Origin of the sequence: Corynebacterium sp. TAE3-ERU16 (assembly GCF_019209935.1) — a bacterium.
GTDB lineage: Bacteria > Actinomycetota > Actinomycetes > Mycobacteriales > Mycobacteriaceae > Corynebacterium > Corynebacterium antarcticum.
On the sequence record NZ_JAHUTN010000011.1, the window covers coordinates 82,479 to 102,564 of the forward strand.

Below are 20,086 nucleotides of genomic sequence, written 5' to 3' on the forward strand. Positions count from 1 at the left end.
GCAGGCCGTAGATCGGGGTGGTCTGCTGACGCCCGATCGGCGTAGGAGATTCGGTTCCGGGGGCGTTGCCCCGGGGTGGCCGTGGGCGTACTGTCACCACATCGCCGGGCGCACCCCGGCCATGTACCAACCCGCCACGGGCCGGAGCCAGCCTCCGGCCCCGCTCATGAATGGACCTCCCATGACGCAATCCGGTTCCCTGCCCGCCGCGCAGGGTCCCACCGCCTCCGGCCCGCGTATCGCCGAGCCGAAGACGAAGAAGGACAGCACCCACTGGCTCTACATCGCGGTCATCGTCGCCGTCATCGCGGGCATCGCCTTCGGTCTGATCGCCCCCGAGACCGCCGCCGGTTTCAAGGTCGTCGGCACGATGTTCGTGTCCCTGATCAAGATGATGATCTCCCCGGTGATCTTCTGCACCATCGTTCTCGGCATCGGCTCCGTCCGGGCGGCGGCCTCCGTCGGCAAGGCCGGCGGCATCGCGCTCACCTACTTCATCACGATGTCCACCTTCGCCCTCGGCATCGGCCTGCTCGTCGGGAACCTGATCCAGCCCGGTGACGGCCTGAACATCGAGGCCACCCGGGACGCGGGACAGAGCTTCGCCTCCAAGGCCGAGCACGGCGGCGGCACCATCGGCTTCATCCAGTCGATCATCCCCGAGACGATCTTCTCCGCGCTGACCTCCGGTTCCGTCCTGCAGACCCTCTTCATCGCCCTCCTCGTCGGGTTCGCCCTCCAGTCGCTCGGGCGCACCGGGGAACCGATCCTCGCCGGCATCGCGCACCTGCAGAAGCTCGTGTTCAAGATGCTGACGATGATCCTGTGGCTCGCCCCGATCGGCGCGTTCGGCGCCATCGCCGGCGTCGTCGGCGCCACCGGCATCGACGCGGTCAAGCAGCTCGCGATCCTCATGATCGCGTTCTACATCACCTGCGTGATCTTCATCTTCGGGGTCCTCGGCGCCGTGCTCCGCGTCTTCGGCGGCTTCAGCATCTTCAAGCTGGCGAAGTACCTGGCCCGCGAGTACCTGCTCATCGTCGCGACGTCGTCCTCCGAGTCCGCCCTGCCGAACCTCATGCGCAAGATGGAGCACATCGGCGTCGAGAAGCCCACCGTCGGCATCGTCGTCCCCACCGGTTACTCCTTCAACCTCGACGGCACGGCGATCTATCTCACCATGGCGTCGATCTTCATCTCCGACGCGATGAACAAGCCGCTCGCCATGGGTGAGCAGATCAGCCTGCTCGTCTTCATGATCATCGCGTCCAAGGGCGCCGCGGGCGTCTCCGGTGCGGGTATCGCCACCCTCGCAGCCGGCCTGCAGTCCCACCGCCCCGAGCTCCTCGACGGCGTCGGCATCATCGTCGGCATCGACCGGTTCATGTCCGAGGCCCGCGCACTTACCAACTTCTCCGGCAACGCCGTGGCCACCCTGCTGGTCGGCCGCTGGACCGGGACGATCGACAGCCAGCGCGTCCACGACGTCCTCGACGGGAAGATCCCCTACATCGAGTCCGAGGTGGACGACACCGTCGACCTGAAGAACCCGACCGTGGTCAATCCCGCCACGGAGCGGCTCCAGCCCACCCCGCAGGTGGACCTGGACGCCTACCGGAGCCACTAGACTCGGAAGGTATGAGTTCCCTCCACGACATTCCCGTGACCACCCTCGACGGCCGTGACACCACCATGGCCGACTGGGCCGGCCACGTCCTGCTCATCGTCAACACCGCCAGCGAGTGCGGTCTGACCGGACAGTACGAGGGGCTGCAGGACGTCTACGACGAATTCCGCATGCGCGGCTTCTTCGTCATCGGTGTCCCCTGCAACCAGTTCGGCGCGCAGGAGCCGGGCGACGCCGGGGAGATCGCCGAGTTCTGCTCCTCGACGTACGGTGTGTCCTTCCCGCTGCTCGCCAAGACGGACGTCAACGGGGAGAACGAGCACCCCCTCTACACCTTCCTCAAGAAGGAGACCGGTGGGGAGGACATCTCCTGGAACTTCGAGAAGTTCGTCGTCGATGAGGCGGGGGAGGTCCTCGGACGCTTCGATCCCCGCACCGATCCGGAGGACGACGAGATCATCGAACTGATCGAGGCGAACCTCCCGATCTGACCGCGGGGGCCGGGTGGGGAGGGGACACCGTCGCCGCACGCCCGTTACCTCCGCCCTGCCCCCACCCCCGTGCGATGACCCCGGCCCGGCCGCCCGGTGAAAACCCGGTGAAATGCCGCGGACGTCCCGGTGACATGACCCGGCGAATGGATCTGGACCGCACAAACACCGCCGGTCCCGTTTCCCGGACATTGATACCGTGCTGCGGTACCCCCGGGCGGACCCATTCCCCCGGAGGCAGCCACCCACCGGACCAGCCCAGGGAACCCGAGAATGCCGCACGCCGCACGTCCTTCGCACAGTCGAGCAGAGATCCGTGGTCTCGACCGCCGCACCTTCCTCCGGAGCACCGCCCTCGCCGGCGCGGCACTCGCGGGAACCCGCATCGCGTCCGAGATGCCCGTCGCGTACGCCGATCCGGCCACCCCGGACGGCTCCGCCTTCCTGCACTCCGTCGCGTCCGGTGACCCACTCCCGGACGCCGTCATCATCTGGACCCGCGTCACCCCCACACCCGAGGCGACCCCCGGTTCCGGGCTCGGCGACACCACCGCCGTGCGGTGGGAGGTTGCACTCGACCCCGGGTTCAGCCGCATCGTCCGCAGCGGCAGCGAACACACGAGCGCCGCGTTCGACCACACGGTGAAGGTCGACGTCACCGGACTGGCCCCCGCGACGACGTACTTCTACCGCTTCACCGTCCTCGACGGCCCCGCCGTCGGCTCCGTGTCCCGGACGGGGCGCACCCGGACCGCGCCGGGGCGCTTCGAGCGCACCGCCAACGTCCGCTTCGGTGTCACCAGCTGCGCCAACTACGAGGCCGGGTTCTTCCTCGGCTACCGCGACTTGGTCGCGCGCGAGGACATCGAGTTCGTGCTGCACCTCGGCGACTACACCTACGAGTACGAGACCGGTGGCTACACCGGGGCATACGGCACCGTCGCCCGACCCGTCCAGCCGCCGAACCGGACGGTGAGTCTCACGGACTACCGGATCCGGCAGGGCTGCTACCACCGGGACCCGCACCTCGCCGACCTGCACGCCGCGAAACCGATGGTCTGCATCTGGGACGACCACGAGTTCGCCGACAACACCTGGCGGGATGGAGCGACGGGGGACAACGGGTGGTCCGGACCCGAATTCGCGGAACTCAAATCCGCCGCCACCCGCGCCTATTTCGAGTGGATGCCCGTGCGCACCCAGGGGGCCGCGGATGACCGGCACCTCTACCGCACCCTGCGGTGGGGCAGCCTCATGGAGCTGATCATCCCGGATCTGCGCAGCTACCGGGACGTTCAGGTCGAACAGGGGCCGGCGAACGTCACCGACCCGGATTTCCTCCGCGCGGTCGGACAGGACTCCCGGTCCATGCTCGGGCAGACCCAGTTCGACTGGCTCACCGACGCCGTGACCACATCGACCGCCCAGTGGCAGATGATCGGCAACGAGGTGATGTTCGCGCCGCTGACCATCCCCGACACCCTCGATCCCGTCATCCACGACTGGCTGGTCAACCAACTAGGGATCCCGCCGGGCGGACTCGCGGTGAACACCGACCAGTGGGACGGTTACATGGCGGAACGTCAGCGCCTCATCGAGGCCATCGTCGCCGCAGGACGGACCGACGTGGTGTTCCTCACCGGTGACATCCACACATCCTGGGCCGCCGACATCCCCCGCGACGCCTTCTCCTACCGCCGGATGCGCGGCGGGGAGGTCGCGGCGACCGAATTCGTCGCCCCGTCGATCACGGGCGCCTCCGTCTTCGACACCGTCACGAAGGACCACATGTACGAGGGTGTCACGGCTCCCGCGATGGAGCCCGCGCAGCGGACGCTGCGGGATCTCGACCCCTGGTTCAAGTGGATAGACCTGCGCTACCACGGCTACCTCTGCGTCGACGTCACGCCCGAACGCACCCAGGCCGACTGGTTCCACACCGCCACGGTCCTCGATCCCGACGCCCCCTCCTACTGGGCGCAGAGCTACGCCACCGCGGCGGGACACCCCGGGACCTACCGGGTGGACGCTCCCGTCGACGTGGTCCGCTCGGCGTTCGGGTGACTAGGGGGCAACCGCGGTCGAAACACCGGTGACCGCAGGTGGGCCGTCGATGTAGTGTTTTTCGCAGAGGAACCTTCACGGCCCCGGTCCCGGGGACGTGTCGTCACGGTGCGTCCTTCCGTACCTTCCCGGATTGAGGGATCCCCATGAGCGACAGTGCCCCCGAACTGCAGTGGATCGACGCCGACGGTTACCAGCTGGCGCTGGACGGCGGGGAGATCCGCTGCCGCAACGCCCGCGGGAAACCGCTGAAGACAGTCCCCGCCAAGGCGCGGAAGACCGGGGCGTTCGACACGCTCAGCGCCACCCGCGAGCTGCTCGTCCGGCACGACGAGAGATGCCGGTCCACGGTCCTCGGCTGGTTCCTGAACGGCGGGGAGGTCCCCCTCGCCCTGATCGCGGCCGTCTGGGAGGACAACGCCTGGCGCCACTGGCTGGCCGGTCTCCTCATCCACTCCGGCACCGTCACCGGTCTGCTGCACGACGTCGATGACCGCGGGCTGCACCTGGTCGGTCCGGACGGCACGATCACCACCCTGGCCGTCACCGGCACCGGGACGCTGAACTTCCCGCACCCGGCCGAGATACCCGGAATCGCCGTCTGGCGCGAGCTCGCCGTCGGCTCGGGGATCCACCAGAACACCGAACAGCTCTTCCGCGAGACACACCCCAGGCCCGGGGACGAGGAGACGCTGCGGGCCTCCCTCGGCGCCTACGCGGACGGCACCTACGAGGAAACCTCCGAGCTCCTCGAACGCGCCCGCGACGCCGGGTTCGTCGCCGGTCTCGACGGTATCCGCGTCACGGTACGGGAATCAGGTGAGCTGACCACAGCGGTCCTCGAGTTGAGGACCTACGGACCCGACGACGGTGTGGACCTCGACCACCTGTACTTCGAACGCGACGGGCGGACGATCAGCCCGGAGTACGTCGGACCGGTCGCCTACTCCGAGGCGATCCGCATGGCGGAGTACATCCACGCCGGCAGCACCCCGGAAACCGAATCGGACGGATGGTAGGGCCATGACCGACAGAGAAGCGATGTCCGCCCCGCACGCCGTCGACCCGGAACTCAGCCGCGGTGCGATCCTGCCCCCGGAAGCGGATCCGCCCGTCGACGCCCGGACGGTCCCTCTGGTGGCCGCGACCTATGCCTCGTCCGCGCACACCATCGTTCGGCTCGTCGCGGAACCCCTGCTGGAGGCCGAGGACACCGCGCTGGCCGCCCAGGGTTTCACCCGCACACGCACCACCACGGCAGGACAGATACGGCCGACGGCGATCGGTTTCCCGGCCTGGCCGATCCTGGTGGACCCGGACAACACCCGGCAGGCCCTGAACCTCGTGGACGACGTCGAATGGGCGCGCCGGGTGGCGCACTCGCGACCGGGGGACGTGAAGAAGCGCTTCGAGAAACTCGCCGCCGAACTCACGGCCTCGGCCCCACACCTCGTCCCGCCGCTCTTCGAGGAGATCGCGCGCATCCTCCATGACGTCGGCAACGACGCCGCGGCCCTGCGGTTCTTCGGTCGTGCCCGCGAGATCGAACGCGCGCACGACATTCCCGTCGATCCCGACCGCCACCGCGCCGTATTCACCGAGTTCTCGTCCCTGGGCATCGTGGGGGCCCGCGAGATGACCGCCGAGGCCGGGGCCGCCGTCCGGCGTTTCACCGATCCCCGCGACGCCTTCGACCACCTCCTCGACCTCAACACCGCCCGGATCGCCGCCGGCGGCCAGCCCCCCTACGCCGATCTCGCCCGCGATCTCCGCGACGTCGGCGCCGCCGCGGGGCTTGACCCCGACCGGGTGGATGAGCTGCTGCTCGGGAACGTGGTCGGACTCGTGGCCGTGCGTCGGGCGCCGGCGGAGTTCTTCGACTCCGTACGGGACTCCCTGATCCGCCACATCGGACGGCACCCGGAGACGGCGTCGTGGTTCCTCGAGGCGTGCCCCCGCGAACTCGGGGTCGACGACTACCTCCTCCTGCTCCGGGACAGCGGGATCTGGCGGTCCGTCACCGCCGATCCCCGAGCCACCGGTGACCTGCTCCTCCGCCTGGTCGATGAGCTCCGTGGCGGTGCGGCCGGGGAGGTACCCGCCACCCCGCACCTGATCGAGGCCGTCGACGCCGGCCACGCCGCTCTCGCGGGCAGGCGGAGCGATTCCCGCTGCCTCCGGAACCTCAGCCTCGACCTCCTCGACACGCTGTGCGCCGCCGGAGTGGTCTTCGCGCCCCGGTCCTTCCACGACCCGGTGCGGGCCGACACCCTCGACGAACCGTGGCTGTGCTGGCTGGAGGGGGAGCACGAGGACGCCGGACAACCGCGCAGAGATCTGGGTCACCTCGCCGCCGACCCGGTTCTCGGGCCTGTCGCCGCCCGGAGCCTCGACCCCGGTTTCCTCACGCACCACGCCGACACCGTGCTCGGCCACCCCGGCGCGACCGCGCTGCTGAACATGCGGTTGGCCGACTTCGCGGCGGAGCGCGCAACCGCCGCCGGGAGCTTCGAGGCGCTCGAGCGATTCCTCGACGGGCCGGTCAAACGGCTGCGGGACTCCAGGATCGACGAGTTCAACCCCGATGCGATCGAGCGCATCTTCGCCTTCGACCGGGCCGAGGAGCTCGCCACGGCGCTCCGCTCGGGACTGGCGGTGGAGTACACCTTCCCCGCCCTGGAGGCGGCGGTGGAGCGTGTGCGCACCCTCGCCGCCGACACCGACACCCGCCGCACCGTGCCCGGTGACCGGGAGTTCGACCCCCTGAGGATCCACGAGAGCTGGCCGCTGCACGCCGTCAGCTGCGGCGGATTCGTCGTGGTGTTCGACGCCGACGGCATCGTGTCCGAGCTGCGCGTCCCCGGGGAGGTCGGCGAGGTCGTCGGCGTGCGGACGGTGGGCGGGCGCGTCCGGGTCAGCTACAAAGCCCGGTACGCGCACGAGGAGAGTGTCTTCTGGAGCGGTGACGATGAGGGACACGACACCGGGGAGCTCGTCACGTCGGTGGAGGGTTCGGCCAGCTGGGAGATCGACGCCGGCCGGATCACCGCGAACGGGTTGATCACCGTCGGCGACGTCACCGCGAACCGCTGGCAGTCACCCGTGCTGGTCACCCCGTCGGCCGTCGTCGGCGTGAGGTCCCTGGTGCACAACGCCTGCCCGCGCTTCGATCCCCGGACCGGCGAGAGCCTCGGGGAGATCGACCTGCGGCTCTGGCCCGAGCGACTCACCGAACTCGGTGTTCCCGTCGGCGACCTCGACCTGGGTGTTCTTCCGCCCGCGGTGTGGGAGTACCCCGACGACCCCGACGCGGACCGGGACACGGTGCACAGGCTGGAGTACGCCACCTGTCTGCCCGTCATCACCGACACCACGGCGGACAGCCTCACCGGGCACTGCGGCGGCTGGCACCTGAACTTCCCGGTGGATCACGGCCCGTACCACCACATCATCGGCCCGCTGGGGACATTCCGTATTCCCCGGGACCGGCGGCTCAGCCCGACCACGGCGATCGCCCGCCCGGGCGGGGGAGTCGTCGTCAACTGCGCCGACGGATTCATCGACGCGGACACCGGACGCAGGCTCCCGCTGAGTCTCGAGGGGGACGGCCGCCACAGCTACCTCGACCATCTCCCGGACACCTGTCTCCACTTCCTCTCCGCCCGCGATGAGACCCTCAGCGCCAGGCTGCGCACCGTCACCGCGGGCGACGTCGCCCCGCTGCTCGACGACGGTCTCACCCCCGGTCACCGGCGCGAACTCATCGCCGAGTGCCTCGGGACCCGGGACACCGTGATCATCGACGCCGTCGACGGGCTCGTGCGGCGCAGCGCGGAACTGTCGCAGACGATGAACGGAATCCACCCCCCGGTCGACAGACAGGTCCGGGTCCCCGACATCAGCGAGGAACTCGACGCCTACATCCACGGCTACCTGGGGACCGGTGGTGGCGGGCTCAACAACTACGGGGCACTCCTCACCGGGCTGGGGCGCGCCATCCGGAGGAATGAGCTGCACAGCTACGGCTACGGGGAATGGGACCGCATCAACTGGGGCATCGGCTTCATCGGCAACGAGCGGGCGCTCACCGCCCTCGTCGCCGCACCGTGCCTGTCGCCGGAGCTGCGCCACGAGGCCGTGGGGTTCGTCCGTTCTCTGCTGAAGGCCGGACTGGTGTGCAACGGCTGGCGCTACGTCGAGGTTCCGGCCGACGCCGTGGACTCCACCGAGACCCTCTACGAGGGGTGGCACGACGACTGCGTCGTCATCAGCTACCGGTACGACCACAACTGCACCGGATCCACCGGTCGGGGCGACCGGATCGTGCTGCTCGCGCCGGAGGACAGGCGGCACTGGATGGGGGTCGACCTCGGGGACGGTGCGGACACCTCCCTCGGCGCGGCCGCACTCACCGCCGTACTCGATGCCGCCGACGCGCAGGATCCCCGGGACGCGGTGGAACGCCGGGAGGCGCTTCAAACCGGCGTCGACACCATCGCCCGGGCGAGCGGCGTACCTGCCCGGGTCCTGTTCCGGCTCCTCGGCGCCCCCCTTCCCCCCACCCACCGGGAGACGAAGGAGGAGCGCGCACTGCTGGGGCTGACCGTGCAGCAGTCGAAGACGGCGCGCGAGATCATCGACCAGTTCGAGCCCGAGGAGTGCGCGGCGATCCTCGCCGCCGCGGTCGACCCCGACGACCCCGCGGCATTCACCGCCGGGCACCCGGACACCGACGCGGTGATCGCCGCGACCGGTCGCGTTCTCGGCGAACCCGCGGTCCGACTGAGCGACGAAGACCTGGACCTTCTCGTCGGGAGGCAGGCAGAACCAGAGGAGCGGAACATCCGCCGGCTGCTGCGTGGCGGGGAGGTCGTCGACGACGGCGGCGTCCGGGACAGCTATCTCGGCCTGCTGATCACCATCGCGGTCGAGTGCCGCATCAGCGCCGACGAGGCAGCCTGGATCGCCCGGCAGATGAGGGCGGCCGCGGACTGGGTGCGGGGATGTCCCGAGGCCCGGCGGAGGGAATGGGACCGGCTGGTCCCCGTCCCCGGGCCCGACAACAGCCGGGAGCTGGTGGACGACCAGCCCGTTCCCGTTCTCGCCCGGGTCGTCGCCGCCGGAGGCACGGACGACCTCATCAGCTGGCTCGAATCCGGTGGGTTCCTCCCGGACCCGCGCCGGTGGGATCCGGTGGTGGCCGTCCCGCACCTGGTGCAGGAGGTCGCGGAGACCAGGGGACTGGGTACGGACGCCGCCCGCTACTGGCTGGAGCTCCTCGCGTTGACCGCCCCCGACGACAGGCTCATCCGGGAACTCAACGGGTGGACCGGGAAGGACATCGACGCAGCCGCCACCGAGCTGCAGCAGCGGGGACTGGTGATCGAGGCCAGGCGCAGGGGCGCCACCCGGACGAGGTTCCTCCCCGGGGGCTGGATGGAGGCGTCCGGCCCCGACCGCCCGATGGAGGTGTGGAAGGTCCCCCACCACCTGCTGTGGGAGGACGACCGCGTGCACGGCATGATCCCCGGATGTCCGCAGGTCGTTCCCCCGGCCGAGCTCTACCTCGATGTGTGGGAGCGCATCCGGGGTGGCGATGAACCCGGCTACACGGAGCTCCGCACCACGCCCCACCGCCGGAAGCGCCGGTAGACGAGGGGCACCCCGCGTCCATCGCGCCCCGGCCACCCCCACCGGTGACCCACGTCACCGGTGGGGCGGCTTCCGCCGCGGACCCGTCACCGTCGACGGCGGCGGTGGTGCACCACCGTGCGCGGCACCCCCTGACAGCTGTGTGAACGCCCCCGTCAGCCGGTAGTCTTGAGGCCGTTATCCCCGGCCCACGGCGCGTGGACCGGAACCACCCCTGACACCAGTGAAATAGGGAGCTGACACACCGTGGCCCGTGTAGTTGTGAATGTGATGCCGAAGGCAGAGATCCTCGATCCCCAGGGACAGGCCGTGCACCGTGCCCTGGGACGAATCGGAATCGACGGCGTCGCGGACGTCCGCCAGGGCAAGCGCTTCGAGCTCGAGGTGGACGACACCGTCACCGACGAGCAGCTGAACCACCTCGCGGAGACCCTGCTCGCGAACACCGTCATCGAGACGTTCACCATCGTCCGCGGGGAGGCGTGAGCCCGGTGGCTGCGAAAATCGGTGTCATCACCTTCCCCGGCACCCTCGACGACGTGGACGCCGCCCGCGCGGCCCGCATCGCCGGCGCCGAGGTCCACGAACTCTGGCACGCCGACGAGGACCTGAAGGGCGTCGACGCGGTCGTCGTCCCGGGCGGATTCTCCTACGGTGACTACCTGCGCAGCGGCGCCATCTCCGCGCTGGCCCCCGTCATGCGTGCGGTCGTCGACGCCGCGCACAAGGGCATGCCGGTGCTCGGGATCTGCAACGGCTTCCAGATCCTCACCGAGGCACACCTCCTCCCCGGGGCCCTGACCCGCAACGAGGGCCTGCACTTCCACTGCGTGGACACCTATCTCGAGGTCGCCAACGCGGACACCGCGTGGACCAACACGCTGGCACAGGGGCAGAAGATCCTCATCCCCGCCAAGCACGGCGAGGGCCGCTTCCAGGCCGACGCCGAGACCGTGAAGATGCTGGAGGACGAGGGCCGCGTGGTGTTCCGCTACACCGACAACTTCAACGGCTCCGTCAACGCCATCGCCGGCGTCAGCAGCGCCGACGGCCGCGTCGTCGGCCTGATGCCGCACCCGGAGCACGCCGTCGAGAAGCTCACCGGACCATCCACCGACGGCCTGGAACTGTTCCTGTCCGCCATCAGCCACATCGGTGCCTGACCGCGCCACCACGAGAAGGACACCGGAGAAAAACACCATGACTTTCAACGACACCGTCGACGCCGCCACCGCCGACCCGAACGCCGAACAGCCCTACGCCAGCCTCGGGCTCAAGGACGACGAGTACGCCCGGATCAAGGAGATCCTCGGCCGCCGCCCCACCGACGCCGAGCTCGCCATGTACTCCGTCATGTGGTCGGAACACTGCTCCTACAAATCCTCCAAGGTGCACCTCCGCTACTTCGGGGAGACCACCACCGACGAGATGAACTCGAAGATCCTCGCCGGCATCGGTGAGAACGCCGGCGTCGTCGACATCGGCGACGGCCACGCCGTCACCTTCCGCGTCGAATCCCACAACCACCCCTCCTACGTCGAGCCCCACCAGGGCGCGGCCACCGGCGTCGGCGGCATCGTCCGCGACATCATGGCCATGGGCGCCCGCCCCATCGCCGTCATGGACCAGCTGCGCTTCGGCCCGGCCGACGCCCCCGACACCGCCCGCGTCCTGCCCGGTGTCGTCGACGGCATCAGCTTCTACGGCAACTGCCTCGGCCTGCCGAACATCGGCGGCGAGACCGTCTTCGACGCCTCCTACGCCGGCAACCCCCTCGTCAACGCCCTGTGCGTGGGAACCCTGAAGACCGAGGACCTCAAACTCGCCTTCGCCTCCGGGCTGGGCAACAAGGTCATGCTGTTCGGCTCCCGCACCGGTCTCGACGGCATCGGCGGTGTCAGCGTGCTGGCCTCCGACACCTTCGAGGAAGGCGCCGAGCGCAAGCTCCCCGCCGTTCAGGTCGGCGACCCCTTCGCCGAGAAGGTCCTCATCGAGTGCTGTCTCGACCTCTACCGCGCCGGCGTCGTCGTCGGCATCCAGGACCTCGGAGGCGCGGGCCTGTCCTGCGCCACCAGTGAGCTCGCGGCCGCCGGCGACGGCGGCATGCTCGTCAACCTCGACGCCGTACCCCTGCGCGCCGAGAACATGACCGCCGCGGAGATCCTCTCCTCCGAGTCGCAGGAACGCATGTGCGCCGTCGTCGCGCCCGAGAACGTCGACCGCTTCCTCGAGATCTGCGCCCACTGGGACGTCGCCTGCGCCGAGATCGGCGAGGTCACCGACAACGACCACCTCGTGATCACCCACCGCGGGGAGACCGTCGTCGACGCCCCCGCGCACACCATCGCCCACCAGGGGCCCGTCTACGAGCGTCCCTTCGCCCGCCCCGACTGGCAGGACGACCTCCAGCGGCCCGTCGAGGTGGACAGGCCCACCGACGCCGCCGCGATCCACGATGCCTGGATGCGGATGATCTCCTCCCCGGCGCTGTGCTCCCGGGCGTTCATCACCGAGCAGTACGACCGCTACGTCCGCGGCAACACGGTGCTCGCCCGCAACGCCGACTCCGGCGTGCTGCGCATCGACGAGAGCACCGGTCGTGGCGTCGCCGTTTCGGCGGACGCCTCCGGGCGTTACACCAAGCTCGACCCGGAGACCGGTGCCCGCCTCGCACTCGCCGAGGCGTACCGCAACGTCGCCGTCACCGGCGCCCGCCCCGTCGCCGTCACGAACTGCCTCAACTTCGGTTCCCCGGAGAACCCCGACGTCATGTGGCAGTTCCGCGAGGCCGTCCACGGTCTGGCCGACGGTTGCGTCGAACTCGGCATCCCGGTCTCCGGCGGCAACGTCAGCTTCTACAACCAGACCGGCACCGAGCCGATCCTCCCGACGCCCGTCGTCGGTGTCCTCGGCGTCATCGACGACGTGGAACGCCGCATCGGGCACGAGCTCGGCACCGTCGACGGCGGCGAGGTGCTCTACCTCCTCGGCGAGACCCGCGACGAGTTCGGCGGTTCCATCTGGCAGCAGGTCAACCACGACCAGCTCGCCGGTATGCCCCCGACCGTGGACCTCGCCGACGAGGCCGCGCTGTGCCGGCTCCTCTCGGCGCAGACCGTCGACGACGGAGCATCCCCGGTCATCACCGCCGCGCACGACCTCTCCGAGGGCGGGCTCGCCCAGGGACTCGCGGAACTCGCGATGACCGCCCGCCGGGACACCGGCATCGGCCTCGACATCGACCTGTCCGGCGTCCACGACGACCCCTTCGTGGCGCTGTTCTCCGAGTCCGCGTCCCGCGTCCTCGTCGCCTGCGCCCCCGGTGACGCCGAGGAACTCGAGCGCCGCGCCGGCGTCGAGGGTGTGCCGTTCACCAAGCTCGGCACCACCACCGAACTCGGCGACGCCGCGCTCATCCGCGTCAGCGGTGGGGTCGACCTCGAGGTCTCGGTCACCGAGTTGCGCGAGGCCTGGCAGGCCACGCTGCCCGGAATCTTCGGCCACGCCGTCGGAGCGAACTCCGTGGTGGAGTAGACCGCGGACACCCCGTGGAGGGCCCGGTACCGCCGCTGGTGCGGTACCGGGCCCTCCACCTTCTTCCGCCCCACCCCCGGGGCGGAACCGAACCCGGGGGGTGGGGCGGAACCGAACCCGGCGAGCCCCGGGGTGACCGCGGAGCCCCGGGGTGACCGCGACCGATACACTCCACCCATGAGCTTCCTCCGGCACCGCCTCGTCCGCGCGTTCGGCCTGTTCTGGTTCCTGCCCGCCGTCATGGTGCTGTTCTCGGTGGCGCTGGCGCAGGCCCTGATCGTGCTGGAACGCCACCTCGGTGTCCCGGGTTCCCTGGAGTTCGTCTACGCCGGCGGCGAATCAGGGGCCCGAGGCCTGTTGTCCGCGATGACGGGAATGTCCATCGGAGTGGCGGGCACGCTGTTCTCCATCACCATCGCCGCGCTGTCGTCGGTGATCTCCACGATGGGGCCCCGACTGCTGCACAGTTTCCTCTCGGACCGCGGTATCCAGGCCACCCTGGGGATCTTCCTCGCGACGTTCGCGTTCTCGCTTCTCAGCCTGCGGGCCGTGTCGGCCGGCAACGGGGACACCGTGTTCATCCCGCACTACAACGTCAGTGTCGCGATGGTCTACGCAGCGCTCTGCGTCGGGTTCCTCGTGTACTACATCAACCACATGGCGCAGTCCATCAACATGACGCGGGTGGTCAACCTGCTCAGCGGGGACCTGTCCCGGGCGCTGCGGCGGGGGACCGAGCTCGCCGAGGAACAGGGTGACTTCCCGCGCGCCGTCGACGGCTTCTTCGCCGGGGCGACGGCGGTGTTCACCGACCGCGGCGGATACGTGCAGCAGGTGGACTACCCCCGGCTCGCGGACATCGCGGAGGAGAACGACTGCGTGGTGCAGCTGCTCGTCCGGCCGGGTGACTACCTCCTCACCGGCTCGGAGATAGCCCGGGTGGTGCACGGGGGAGATGCCCCGGACGGGATCACCGACTGCCTGCTGCTCGGTGCGAACCGGGACGATTCGCAGGACCTCGAGTTCTCGGTGAACCAGCTCCTGGAGGTCGGGGTACGGGCGCTCAGCCCCGGCACGAACGACCCCTTCACCGCGATGGGCGTCATCGACCGGTTCGCGGAGTCGCTCGCCCGACTGGAGAACCGGGAACTGCCGCGGGGCGTCATCGCCCGCGACGGCATGCTGCGCGTCGAGTTCGCGGTCACCACGTTCGAGGGCCTCGTCGACACGATGTTCCACCAGCTCCGGCAGAACGCGGCCGGTTGTACCGCGGTGTACATCCGGTTGCTCGACAGGTTGGGTGACGTCGCCGGGATCGTCACCGCGCGGAAACGCCTTGACCATCTCCGGCACCACGCCGACCTGGTGTGGGACGACGCCAGGCGGACCGTCGCCAACTCCGGGGACCTGGCGGACATCCGGTTGCGGTACCACCGGGCGCGGAAGGCCTGCGCGCGCAGCACCCGCGGGGCGGAGAGCCTCGGGGACTAGTCGGTGTCCCCGGCGTCGGGCCCGTCCCCGGTGGCCGCGGCATCCCGGAGGTCCCGCAGCTGCTCCCGCCGGTGGATCACGTACCAGATCAGGAAACCGAGGCCCGGAAGCAGGGTGACCAGGGAGAAGACCAGGATCAGGCGCAGCGGGTCCGAGTTGCGCCGCAGCTCCAGCCGGACGGCCGTCACGGGCATCGCGATGAACAGCAGCATCAGGACGAGACCGGATAGTCCGAGGCTCCCGAAGTCGTTCAACAGGCTCATCGCGTAGGTGGTCCGGGACATTTCCTTCCCCTGTCGGTGTGGTCCGCCCTTCCGGTCGAGACCGACCATACCCCACCTCCACCGCACCGGAGCCCGAGCGATGGGAAAAGGGAACGCGTTGTTCATTCCGGTCTCACCCGGGGTTCACGCCCGTGTGCGACGATGGCCGACATGAACCGGCCGATGATCTCCCTGTCCCTCTCCTCCCTCCGGTCGGAGAACCTCGGGGACGCGCGGAACCTGATGGCCGAACTCGCCCCGGCGGGTGTGCGGCCGACGCTGCGGGTCGCCCCGCACTGCTCCCGCGACTGGGCGCTGCGCCGCCACCCGGACGTGCTCGAGTTCATCCACGACTGCCGTGACGAGGGAGCCGAGATCGTGCTCGCCGGCTTCGACGAGTCAGTCCGGGGCAGGCGCTCCGAGTTCGCCGAGCTCCCCGCCCACGAGGCCCGGCTCCGGCTGACCGCCGCGTGCCGCCAGATGGCCGCCATGGATCTGACGACCGACGTGTTCTCTCCCCCCAGGTGGATCCTGTCCGAGGGAACCCGGAGCGTCCTCCCGGAACTCGGCTTCGCCGTCCTGTCCGATCTCAACGGGGTGCAGGATCTGCGCACCGGGGACGTCGCGGCCGTACCGGTTCTCGCATTCGGCGAGGGGTTCGGCGCGGCGCGGTGGTGGCGCAGAAGCGTCCGGAAGGTCGGTGCGCGCCAGATAGCCACCGGTCACAGCATCCGGTTGTCCACCGCGGCGTGCAGGCTGGCGGAGGACGATGTCCGGGACAGTCTGCTGACCGTGGTGCACTCCGCGCTCGCCGCCGGGTACGCCCCGGCGAACCGGATCTCGGATGTCCTGGCGGACGGCCCGAAGGTCTGAGAACCGTGGAACAGCACGTTTGGCGCCCGCCCACCCGGCCGGCGTAGCGTTGATTCTGGACCGGTACCTCTCGGATGGCCGCCTGGCGTCCGGCCCGGGGGATGCCGTTTCCCGCACACGATGAAGAGACGAACACGAGGAGCACTCACATGCACCGGGGCGGACGTCGTTCGACACTGCACGGGGAGACCAGTACCACCGAAGAGGAGATCATCGAACGGAACACCGCCTCCGTCAGGGCGGACGGGATGATCGCCCGCACGGTCTGGCGTACGGACCGGGGTCCCCGCCCGGGCAGTCGCGGCTGGATCCACTTCTTCGCGGCTATCCTCGCCGTGTTTTCGGGTTCCGTCCTCGCCACCTACTCCTGGATCCGCCTGCCGTGGTGGCAGGCGCTCGGTGTGATGGTGTACGCCGTCGGCGTCGTCATACTCTTCGGGGTCTCCGCCGCGTATCACCTGGGTCCGTGGAAGCGGGCCTCCACCGTCCTCTGGTGGCGTCGGGCCGACCACTCCACGATCGCCGTGTTCATCGCCGCGACGTACACTCCGTTCTGTCTGATCGCCCTGCCCCCGGAGACCGCCAGGTGGGTGCTCGCCGTCGCCTGGGGTGGTGCGCTCCTGTCAGTCGTGATGAACCTCGCCTGGATCGACCACCCGCGGTGGCTCGGGGTCCTGGTCTATCTCGCTCTCGGGTGGCTGATCGTGCCGGTCGTCCCGCAACTGTGGACGTCAGCCGGGGCGGCCGTCGTGTGGCTGCTGTTCGCGGGCGGCATCGTGTACACCGTCGGCGCGCTGATCTACGCCTTCCAGTGGCCGGGCCGCGAAGCGCGCTGGATGGGGTACCACGAGTGGTTCCACCTCGCCACCGTCATCGCCGCGGTCGCGCACCTCGTCGCCGTGTGGATCGTCGTCACCCAGGCCGCGCCCTGACGGGTCCGCCCGGGCGTCAGCGCCGGATCAGCGGCAGCGGACGGTACTTCGCCCGCAGCTCCCGCAGGGTCGCCGCGTGTTCGGCGAGACGGACATCCTCCGTCGTGCGCGGCGTGAACTGCCGGGCGGGCAGGGGGTTGCCGTCGATGTCGACACCGATGTAGGTCACCGTGGCGTGGATCGCGGTCTCGAGGCTGTCCCGGCCCCCGCGCGGTGAACCGGCGCGCAGGTGCACCGACGTCTGCATGGACCGGGCGTCGGTGCGCATCAGCCGGGTGTCCACCTCGATGAGATCGCCGATGTTGATCGGACGGTAGAACCGGATCCCGCCCGCGTAGACCGCGACGGTGTACTCGCCCGACCACTCCATCGTGCAGGCGGTCGCCGACTCGTTGATCCACTCCATCGCGGTGCCGCCGTGCACCTTGCCGCCCCAGTTCACGTCCGTCGGCTTCGCCAGGAACCGCGTGATCATCCTCGGCGCCTGGCTCGGCCCGTCGTAGGTCTGCTTGGACATCTCCTCCTCGATGGCCTTGCGCAGCTCGATGCGGGACAACGCCGCGGCGTGCACCTGCTTCTCGTGCTCCGTGCCGGGAATGAACTCCGGGACCTTCTGGGACCGTCCGGTCGACGCGTCCCGGGCGACGAAGATGACCAGGCAGTCGCAGGCACGGGTGTAGACGCCCTCGCGGGGATCCGCGGAGAACACCTCGTTGATGATGTGCATCGAACTCCGTCCCGTCATCGCGATCCGGGAGCGCACCTCGACCATGTGGCCGGAGGGGATCGGACGGGCGAAGTGGATGTGTCCGACGTACGCGGTCACGCAGTACGTGCCGGACCACGCGGTCGCACACGCGTAGGCGGCCTTGTCGATCCACTCCAGCACCCGGCCGCCGTCGACACCGTGGGCACCCGCGGTGATGACGTCGGTGGGGCTGGCCAGGAAGCGGAGCGTGACGGCGGGGGAGGGGGTCGGCATGGGTTGTGTTCGTCCTCGGATCGGGTGACGGATGAGCTACCTGAACTCTAGCCACCCGGCGTCGCCGGGCGGAAAAGTCGTTCCACCGGACGGGAACGGGCACGGTCCCGTCCCGCGCGTTAGAGTCGGGAACCATGACCAGGACACCCGACCCGGCGGCGGTCCACGCCGCCGTCACCGCCGTAGCCGACTGGATCCGCGCGGAGGACCCCGATGCCGGTGTCCCCCGCCCGTCCCGAGGTGCACTGGCCGACGCCGTCCGGCTGACCGCACGGGCGCTCGCCGCGGACGCGCCGGGCAGGAGCGTGGAGGTCCGGGTTCCTCCGTTCGTCGCCGTGCAGTGCGTCGAGGGACTCCGGCACACACGGGGCACCCCGCCGAACGTGGTCGAGTGCGATCCGCACAGCTGGCTCCGGCTCGCCTGCGGCCTGGTCACCCTCGATGAACTGCGTGGCCGCCCCGGCATCGAGGTCTCGGGGACCAGGGCCCACGAGATAACCCGGTGGCTGCCGGTGCTCCACCTTCCCCGCGCGGGGGAATGAGCGGCCGCACCGCCGCCCCCCGATTATTGGGGGTTCCACGGCGCGGCGGCTAGCATGATGCGATGTGGCAGTCAGTGAAAAGCCGGAGATGACGGACGACAGGCCCAGCGGAAACCGCAGGGTCGATCTCGATGACCACGGGGAGAATCCACCCCGCGAGGAATGCGGGGTGTTCGGGGTGTGGGCGCCCGGCGAGGACGTCGCGAAACTCACCTACTACGGGCTCTACGCGTTGCAGCACCGCGGCCAGGAGGCCGCGGGCATCGCCGTCGGCGACGGCGACCAGATCGTCGTGTTCAAGGACCTCGGGCTCGTCTCGCAGGTGTTCGACGAGCAGTCCCTCGCGGCGCTCAAGGGCGATCTCGCCATCGGGCACACCCGGTATTCCACGGCCGGTGGTGCCTGCTGGGAGAACGCCCAGCCCATGTTCCGCATGGCCCCGGACGACACCGACGTCGCGCTCGGACACAACGGCAACATCGTCAACTACCTCCAGCTCCTCGACGAGGCGGCGGGGAAGAAGTTGGTCAATCCGGACACCGCACCCAGCGACTCCGACGTCATGACCGCGCTCCTCGCACACCGCATCGGCTCGGGACGCAGCATGCTCGACTCCGCGCGGGAACTGCTGCCGCGCATCGAGGGCGCCTTCTGCCTCGTGTTCACCGACGGTAACACCCTCTACGCGGCGCGCGACCGCAACGGCGTCCGGCCGTTGTCGCTCGGCCGGCTGGACAACGGCTGGGTCGTCGCGAGCGAGACCGCGGCCCTCGACATCGTCGGCGCGTCCTTCGTCCGCGACATCGAACCCGGTGAGATGGTGACCATAGACGGCTCCGGCGTCCGCAGCGAGCGTTTCGCGCCGGTGAATCACAAGGGCTGTGTCTTCGAGTACGTCTACCTCGCCCGCCCCGACTCCACGATCCGCGGCCGCAACGTCAACGCCACCCGCGTCGAGATCGGTCGACTGCTGGCCGCCGACCACCCGGCCGGCGGCGCGGACATCGTCATGCCCGTGCCCGAATCCGGTACGCCGGCGGCGGTCGGCTACGCGGAGGCGTCCGGTATCCCGTTCGCCCAGGGCCTGATGAAGAACGCCTACGTCGGACGCACCTTCATCCAGCCCTCCCAGACGATCCGGCAGCTCGGCATCCGGCTCAAGCTCAACCCCCTGCGCGAGGTCATCGCCGGGCGCTCGCTCGTCGTCGTCGACGACTCCATCGTCCGCGGCAACACCCAGCGTGCGCTGATCCGCATGCTGCGGGAGGCCGGGGCCCGTGAGGTCCACGTGCGGATCGCGTCCCCGCCCGTCAAGTGGCCCTGTTTCTACGGCATCGACTTCGCCAGCCCGGGGGAACTCCTCGCGAACTGTGTCGAGGGGGACAACGAGGAACAGATGATCGACGCCGTGCGTACCGCGATCGGCGCGGACTCGCTCGGATACGTCTCCGTCGAGCGCATGGTCGAAGCTTCGAGGCAGGACTACACCCAGCTCTGCTGCGCCTGCTTCGACGGCCACTATCCGCTCGGGCTGCCCGAGGGAAACCCCAACGCGGATCTGGTCCGGCGACTGCAGAACCCCGCGGGGGAACCGGCGCTGAACTGATCCGTGCACCCCCGCCCGGGCCCGGTTCC

General features: G+C 69.7%; 15 protein-coding genes. 13 read left to right on the forward strand and 2 right to left on the reverse strand.

Going from position 1 to position 20,086, the window contains the following annotated elements:
• The first annotated feature begins 181 nt into the window (after window positions 1–181).
• The 9 genes from KRX55_RS11030 to KRX55_RS11070 all read left to right on the forward strand — a co-directional run bounded on the left by KRX55_RS11030 (window position 182) and on the right by KRX55_RS11070 (window position 14,859).
• Window positions 182–1,627, forward strand: a complete 1,446-nt coding sequence (locus tag KRX55_RS11030) for a cation:dicarboxylate symporter family transporter (protein ID WP_218407777.1) — start codon at window positions 182–184, stop codon at window positions 1,625–1,627.
• 11 nt (window positions 1,628–1,638) lie between these two features.
• Complete coding sequence (locus KRX55_RS11035; RefSeq protein WP_218407778.1) at window positions 1,639–2,118, forward strand: glutathione peroxidase; 480 nt, start codon at window positions 1,639–1,641, stop codon at window positions 2,116–2,118.
• 273 nt (window positions 2,119–2,391) lie between these two features.
• A complete protein-coding gene (locus tag KRX55_RS11040) occupies window positions 2,392–4,182 on the forward strand; it encodes an alkaline phosphatase D family protein (protein WP_218407779.1) in 1,791 nt (596 codons plus the stop codon).
• A gap of 146 nt (window positions 4,183–4,328) precedes the next feature.
• Complete coding sequence (locus KRX55_RS11045) at window positions 4,329–5,201, forward strand: DUF4132 domain-containing protein (RefSeq protein ID WP_218407780.1); 873 nt, start codon at window positions 4,329–4,331, stop codon at window positions 5,199–5,201.
• 4 nt (window positions 5,202–5,205) lie between these two features.
• Window positions 5,206–9,834 (forward strand): hypothetical protein, encoded by a 4,629-nt coding sequence (locus tag KRX55_RS11050; protein WP_218407781.1) that lies wholly within the window; start codon window positions 5,206–5,208, stop codon window positions 9,832–9,834.
• A 246-nt stretch (window positions 9,835–10,080) separates the two neighbouring features.
• On the forward strand, window positions 10,081–10,320 hold the full coding sequence (gene purS, locus KRX55_RS11055) for a phosphoribosylformylglycinamidine synthase subunit PurS (protein ID WP_198736569.1): 240 nt from the start codon (window positions 10,081–10,083) through the stop codon (window positions 10,318–10,320).
• Window positions 10,321–10,325: 5 nt separating this feature from the next.
• Window positions 10,326–10,997, forward strand: a complete 672-nt coding sequence (gene purQ, locus KRX55_RS11060; protein ID WP_198739394.1) for a phosphoribosylformylglycinamidine synthase subunit PurQ — start codon at window positions 10,326–10,328, stop codon at window positions 10,995–10,997.
• Window positions 10,998–11,034: 37 nt separating this feature from the next.
• Complete coding sequence (gene purL, locus KRX55_RS11065) at window positions 11,035–13,368, forward strand: phosphoribosylformylglycinamidine synthase subunit PurL (protein ID WP_218407782.1); 2,334 nt, start codon at window positions 11,035–11,037, stop codon at window positions 13,366–13,368.
• Between the two features lie 177 nt (window positions 13,369–13,545).
• Window positions 13,546–14,859 carry a DUF2254 domain-containing protein gene (locus KRX55_RS11070; protein ID WP_218407783.1) on the forward strand — a complete coding sequence of 438 codons (1,314 nt, stop codon included), beginning with the start codon at window positions 13,546–13,548 and terminating at the stop codon, window positions 14,857–14,859.
• Here KRX55_RS11070 and KRX55_RS11075 read toward each other — a convergent pair.
• On the reverse strand, window positions 14,856–15,143 hold the full coding sequence (locus tag KRX55_RS11075) for a hypothetical protein (protein WP_218407784.1): 288 nt from the start codon (window positions 15,141–15,143) through the stop codon (window positions 14,856–14,858). The two genes, KRX55_RS11070 and KRX55_RS11075, sit on opposite strands and share 4 nt — an antisense overlap.
• 150 nt (window positions 15,144–15,293) lie before the next feature.
• On the opposite strand from KRX55_RS11075, the gene KRX55_RS11080 reads away from it, so the two are divergent.
• Window positions 15,294–15,995 carry a DUF2334 domain-containing protein gene (locus tag KRX55_RS11080; RefSeq protein WP_218407785.1) on the forward strand — a complete coding sequence of 234 codons (702 nt, stop codon included), beginning with the start codon at window positions 15,294–15,296 and terminating at the stop codon, window positions 15,993–15,995.
• Between the two features lie 248 nt (window positions 15,996–16,243).
• The gene (gene trhA / locus KRX55_RS11085) at window positions 16,244–16,927 is read left to right on the forward strand and encodes a PAQR family membrane homeostasis protein TrhA (RefSeq protein WP_255567797.1); all 684 of its coding nucleotides are present in this window, start codon (window positions 16,244–16,246) and stop codon (window positions 16,925–16,927) included.
• A 16-nt stretch (window positions 16,928–16,943) separates the two neighbouring features.
• Here trhA and KRX55_RS11090 read toward each other — a convergent pair whose 3' ends face one another.
• Window positions 16,944–17,909, reverse strand: a complete 966-nt coding sequence (locus KRX55_RS11090; RefSeq protein ID WP_218407787.1) for an acyl-CoA thioesterase — start codon at window positions 17,907–17,909, stop codon at window positions 16,944–16,946.
• A 134-nt stretch (window positions 17,910–18,043) separates the two neighbouring features.
• Between KRX55_RS11090 and KRX55_RS11095 the strand changes: the two genes are divergently transcribed.
• Together KRX55_RS11095 and purF are read left to right on the forward strand one after the other, a co-directional pair.
• Window positions 18,044–18,451: a sterol carrier family protein gene (locus KRX55_RS11095; RefSeq protein ID WP_218407788.1), complete on the forward strand. Its 408-nt coding sequence runs from the start codon at window positions 18,044–18,046 to the stop codon at window positions 18,449–18,451.
• 88 nt (window positions 18,452–18,539) lie between these two features.
• Window positions 18,540–20,057, forward strand: a complete 1,518-nt coding sequence (gene purF, locus KRX55_RS11100; RefSeq protein ID WP_218407807.1) for an amidophosphoribosyltransferase — start codon at window positions 18,540–18,542, stop codon at window positions 20,055–20,057.
• Window positions 20,058–20,086 lie beyond the last annotated feature (29 nt).

Excerpts from the sequence above, each read along its gene's own strand:
- KRX55_RS11030 (WP_218407777.1), top strand. The coding sequence starts at position 182 with ATGACGCAATCCGGTTCCCTGCCCGCCGCGCAGGGTCCCACCGCCTCC.
- KRX55_RS11035 (WP_218407778.1), top strand. The coding sequence starts at position 1,639 with ATGAGTTCCCTCCACGACATTCCCGTGACCACCCTCGACGGCCGTGAC.
- KRX55_RS11040 (WP_218407779.1), top strand. The coding sequence starts at position 2,392 with ATGCCGCACGCCGCACGTCCTTCGCACAGTCGAGCAGAGATCCGTGGT.
- KRX55_RS11045 (WP_218407780.1), top strand. The coding sequence starts at position 4,329 with ATGAGCGACAGTGCCCCCGAACTGCAGTGGATCGACGCCGACGGTTAC.
- KRX55_RS11050 (WP_218407781.1), top strand. The coding sequence starts at position 5,206 with ATGACCGACAGAGAAGCGATGTCCGCCCCGCACGCCGTCGACCCGGAA.
- purL (WP_218407782.1), top strand. The coding sequence starts at position 11,035 with ATGACTTTCAACGACACCGTCGACGCCGCCACCGCCGACCCGAACGCC.
- KRX55_RS11070 (WP_218407783.1), top strand. The coding sequence starts at position 13,546 with ATGAGCTTCCTCCGGCACCGCCTCGTCCGCGCGTTCGGCCTGTTCTGG.
- KRX55_RS11075 (WP_218407784.1), bottom strand. The coding sequence starts at position 15,143 with ATGTCCCGGACCACCTACGCGATGAGCCTGTTGAACGACTTCGGGAGC.
- KRX55_RS11080 (WP_218407785.1), top strand. The coding sequence starts at position 15,294 with ATGAACCGGCCGATGATCTCCCTGTCCCTCTCCTCCCTCCGGTCGGAG.
- trhA (WP_255567797.1), top strand. The coding sequence starts at position 16,244 with ATGATCGCCCGCACGGTCTGGCGTACGGACCGGGGTCCCCGCCCGGGC.
- KRX55_RS11090 (WP_218407787.1), bottom strand. The coding sequence starts at position 17,909 with ATGCCGACCCCCTCCCCCGCCGTCACGCTCCGCTTCCTGGCCAGCCCC.
- KRX55_RS11095 (WP_218407788.1), top strand. The coding sequence starts at position 18,044 with ATGACCAGGACACCCGACCCGGCGGCGGTCCACGCCGCCGTCACCGCC.
- purF (WP_218407807.1), top strand. The coding sequence starts at position 18,540 with ATGACGGACGACAGGCCCAGCGGAAACCGCAGGGTCGATCTCGATGAC.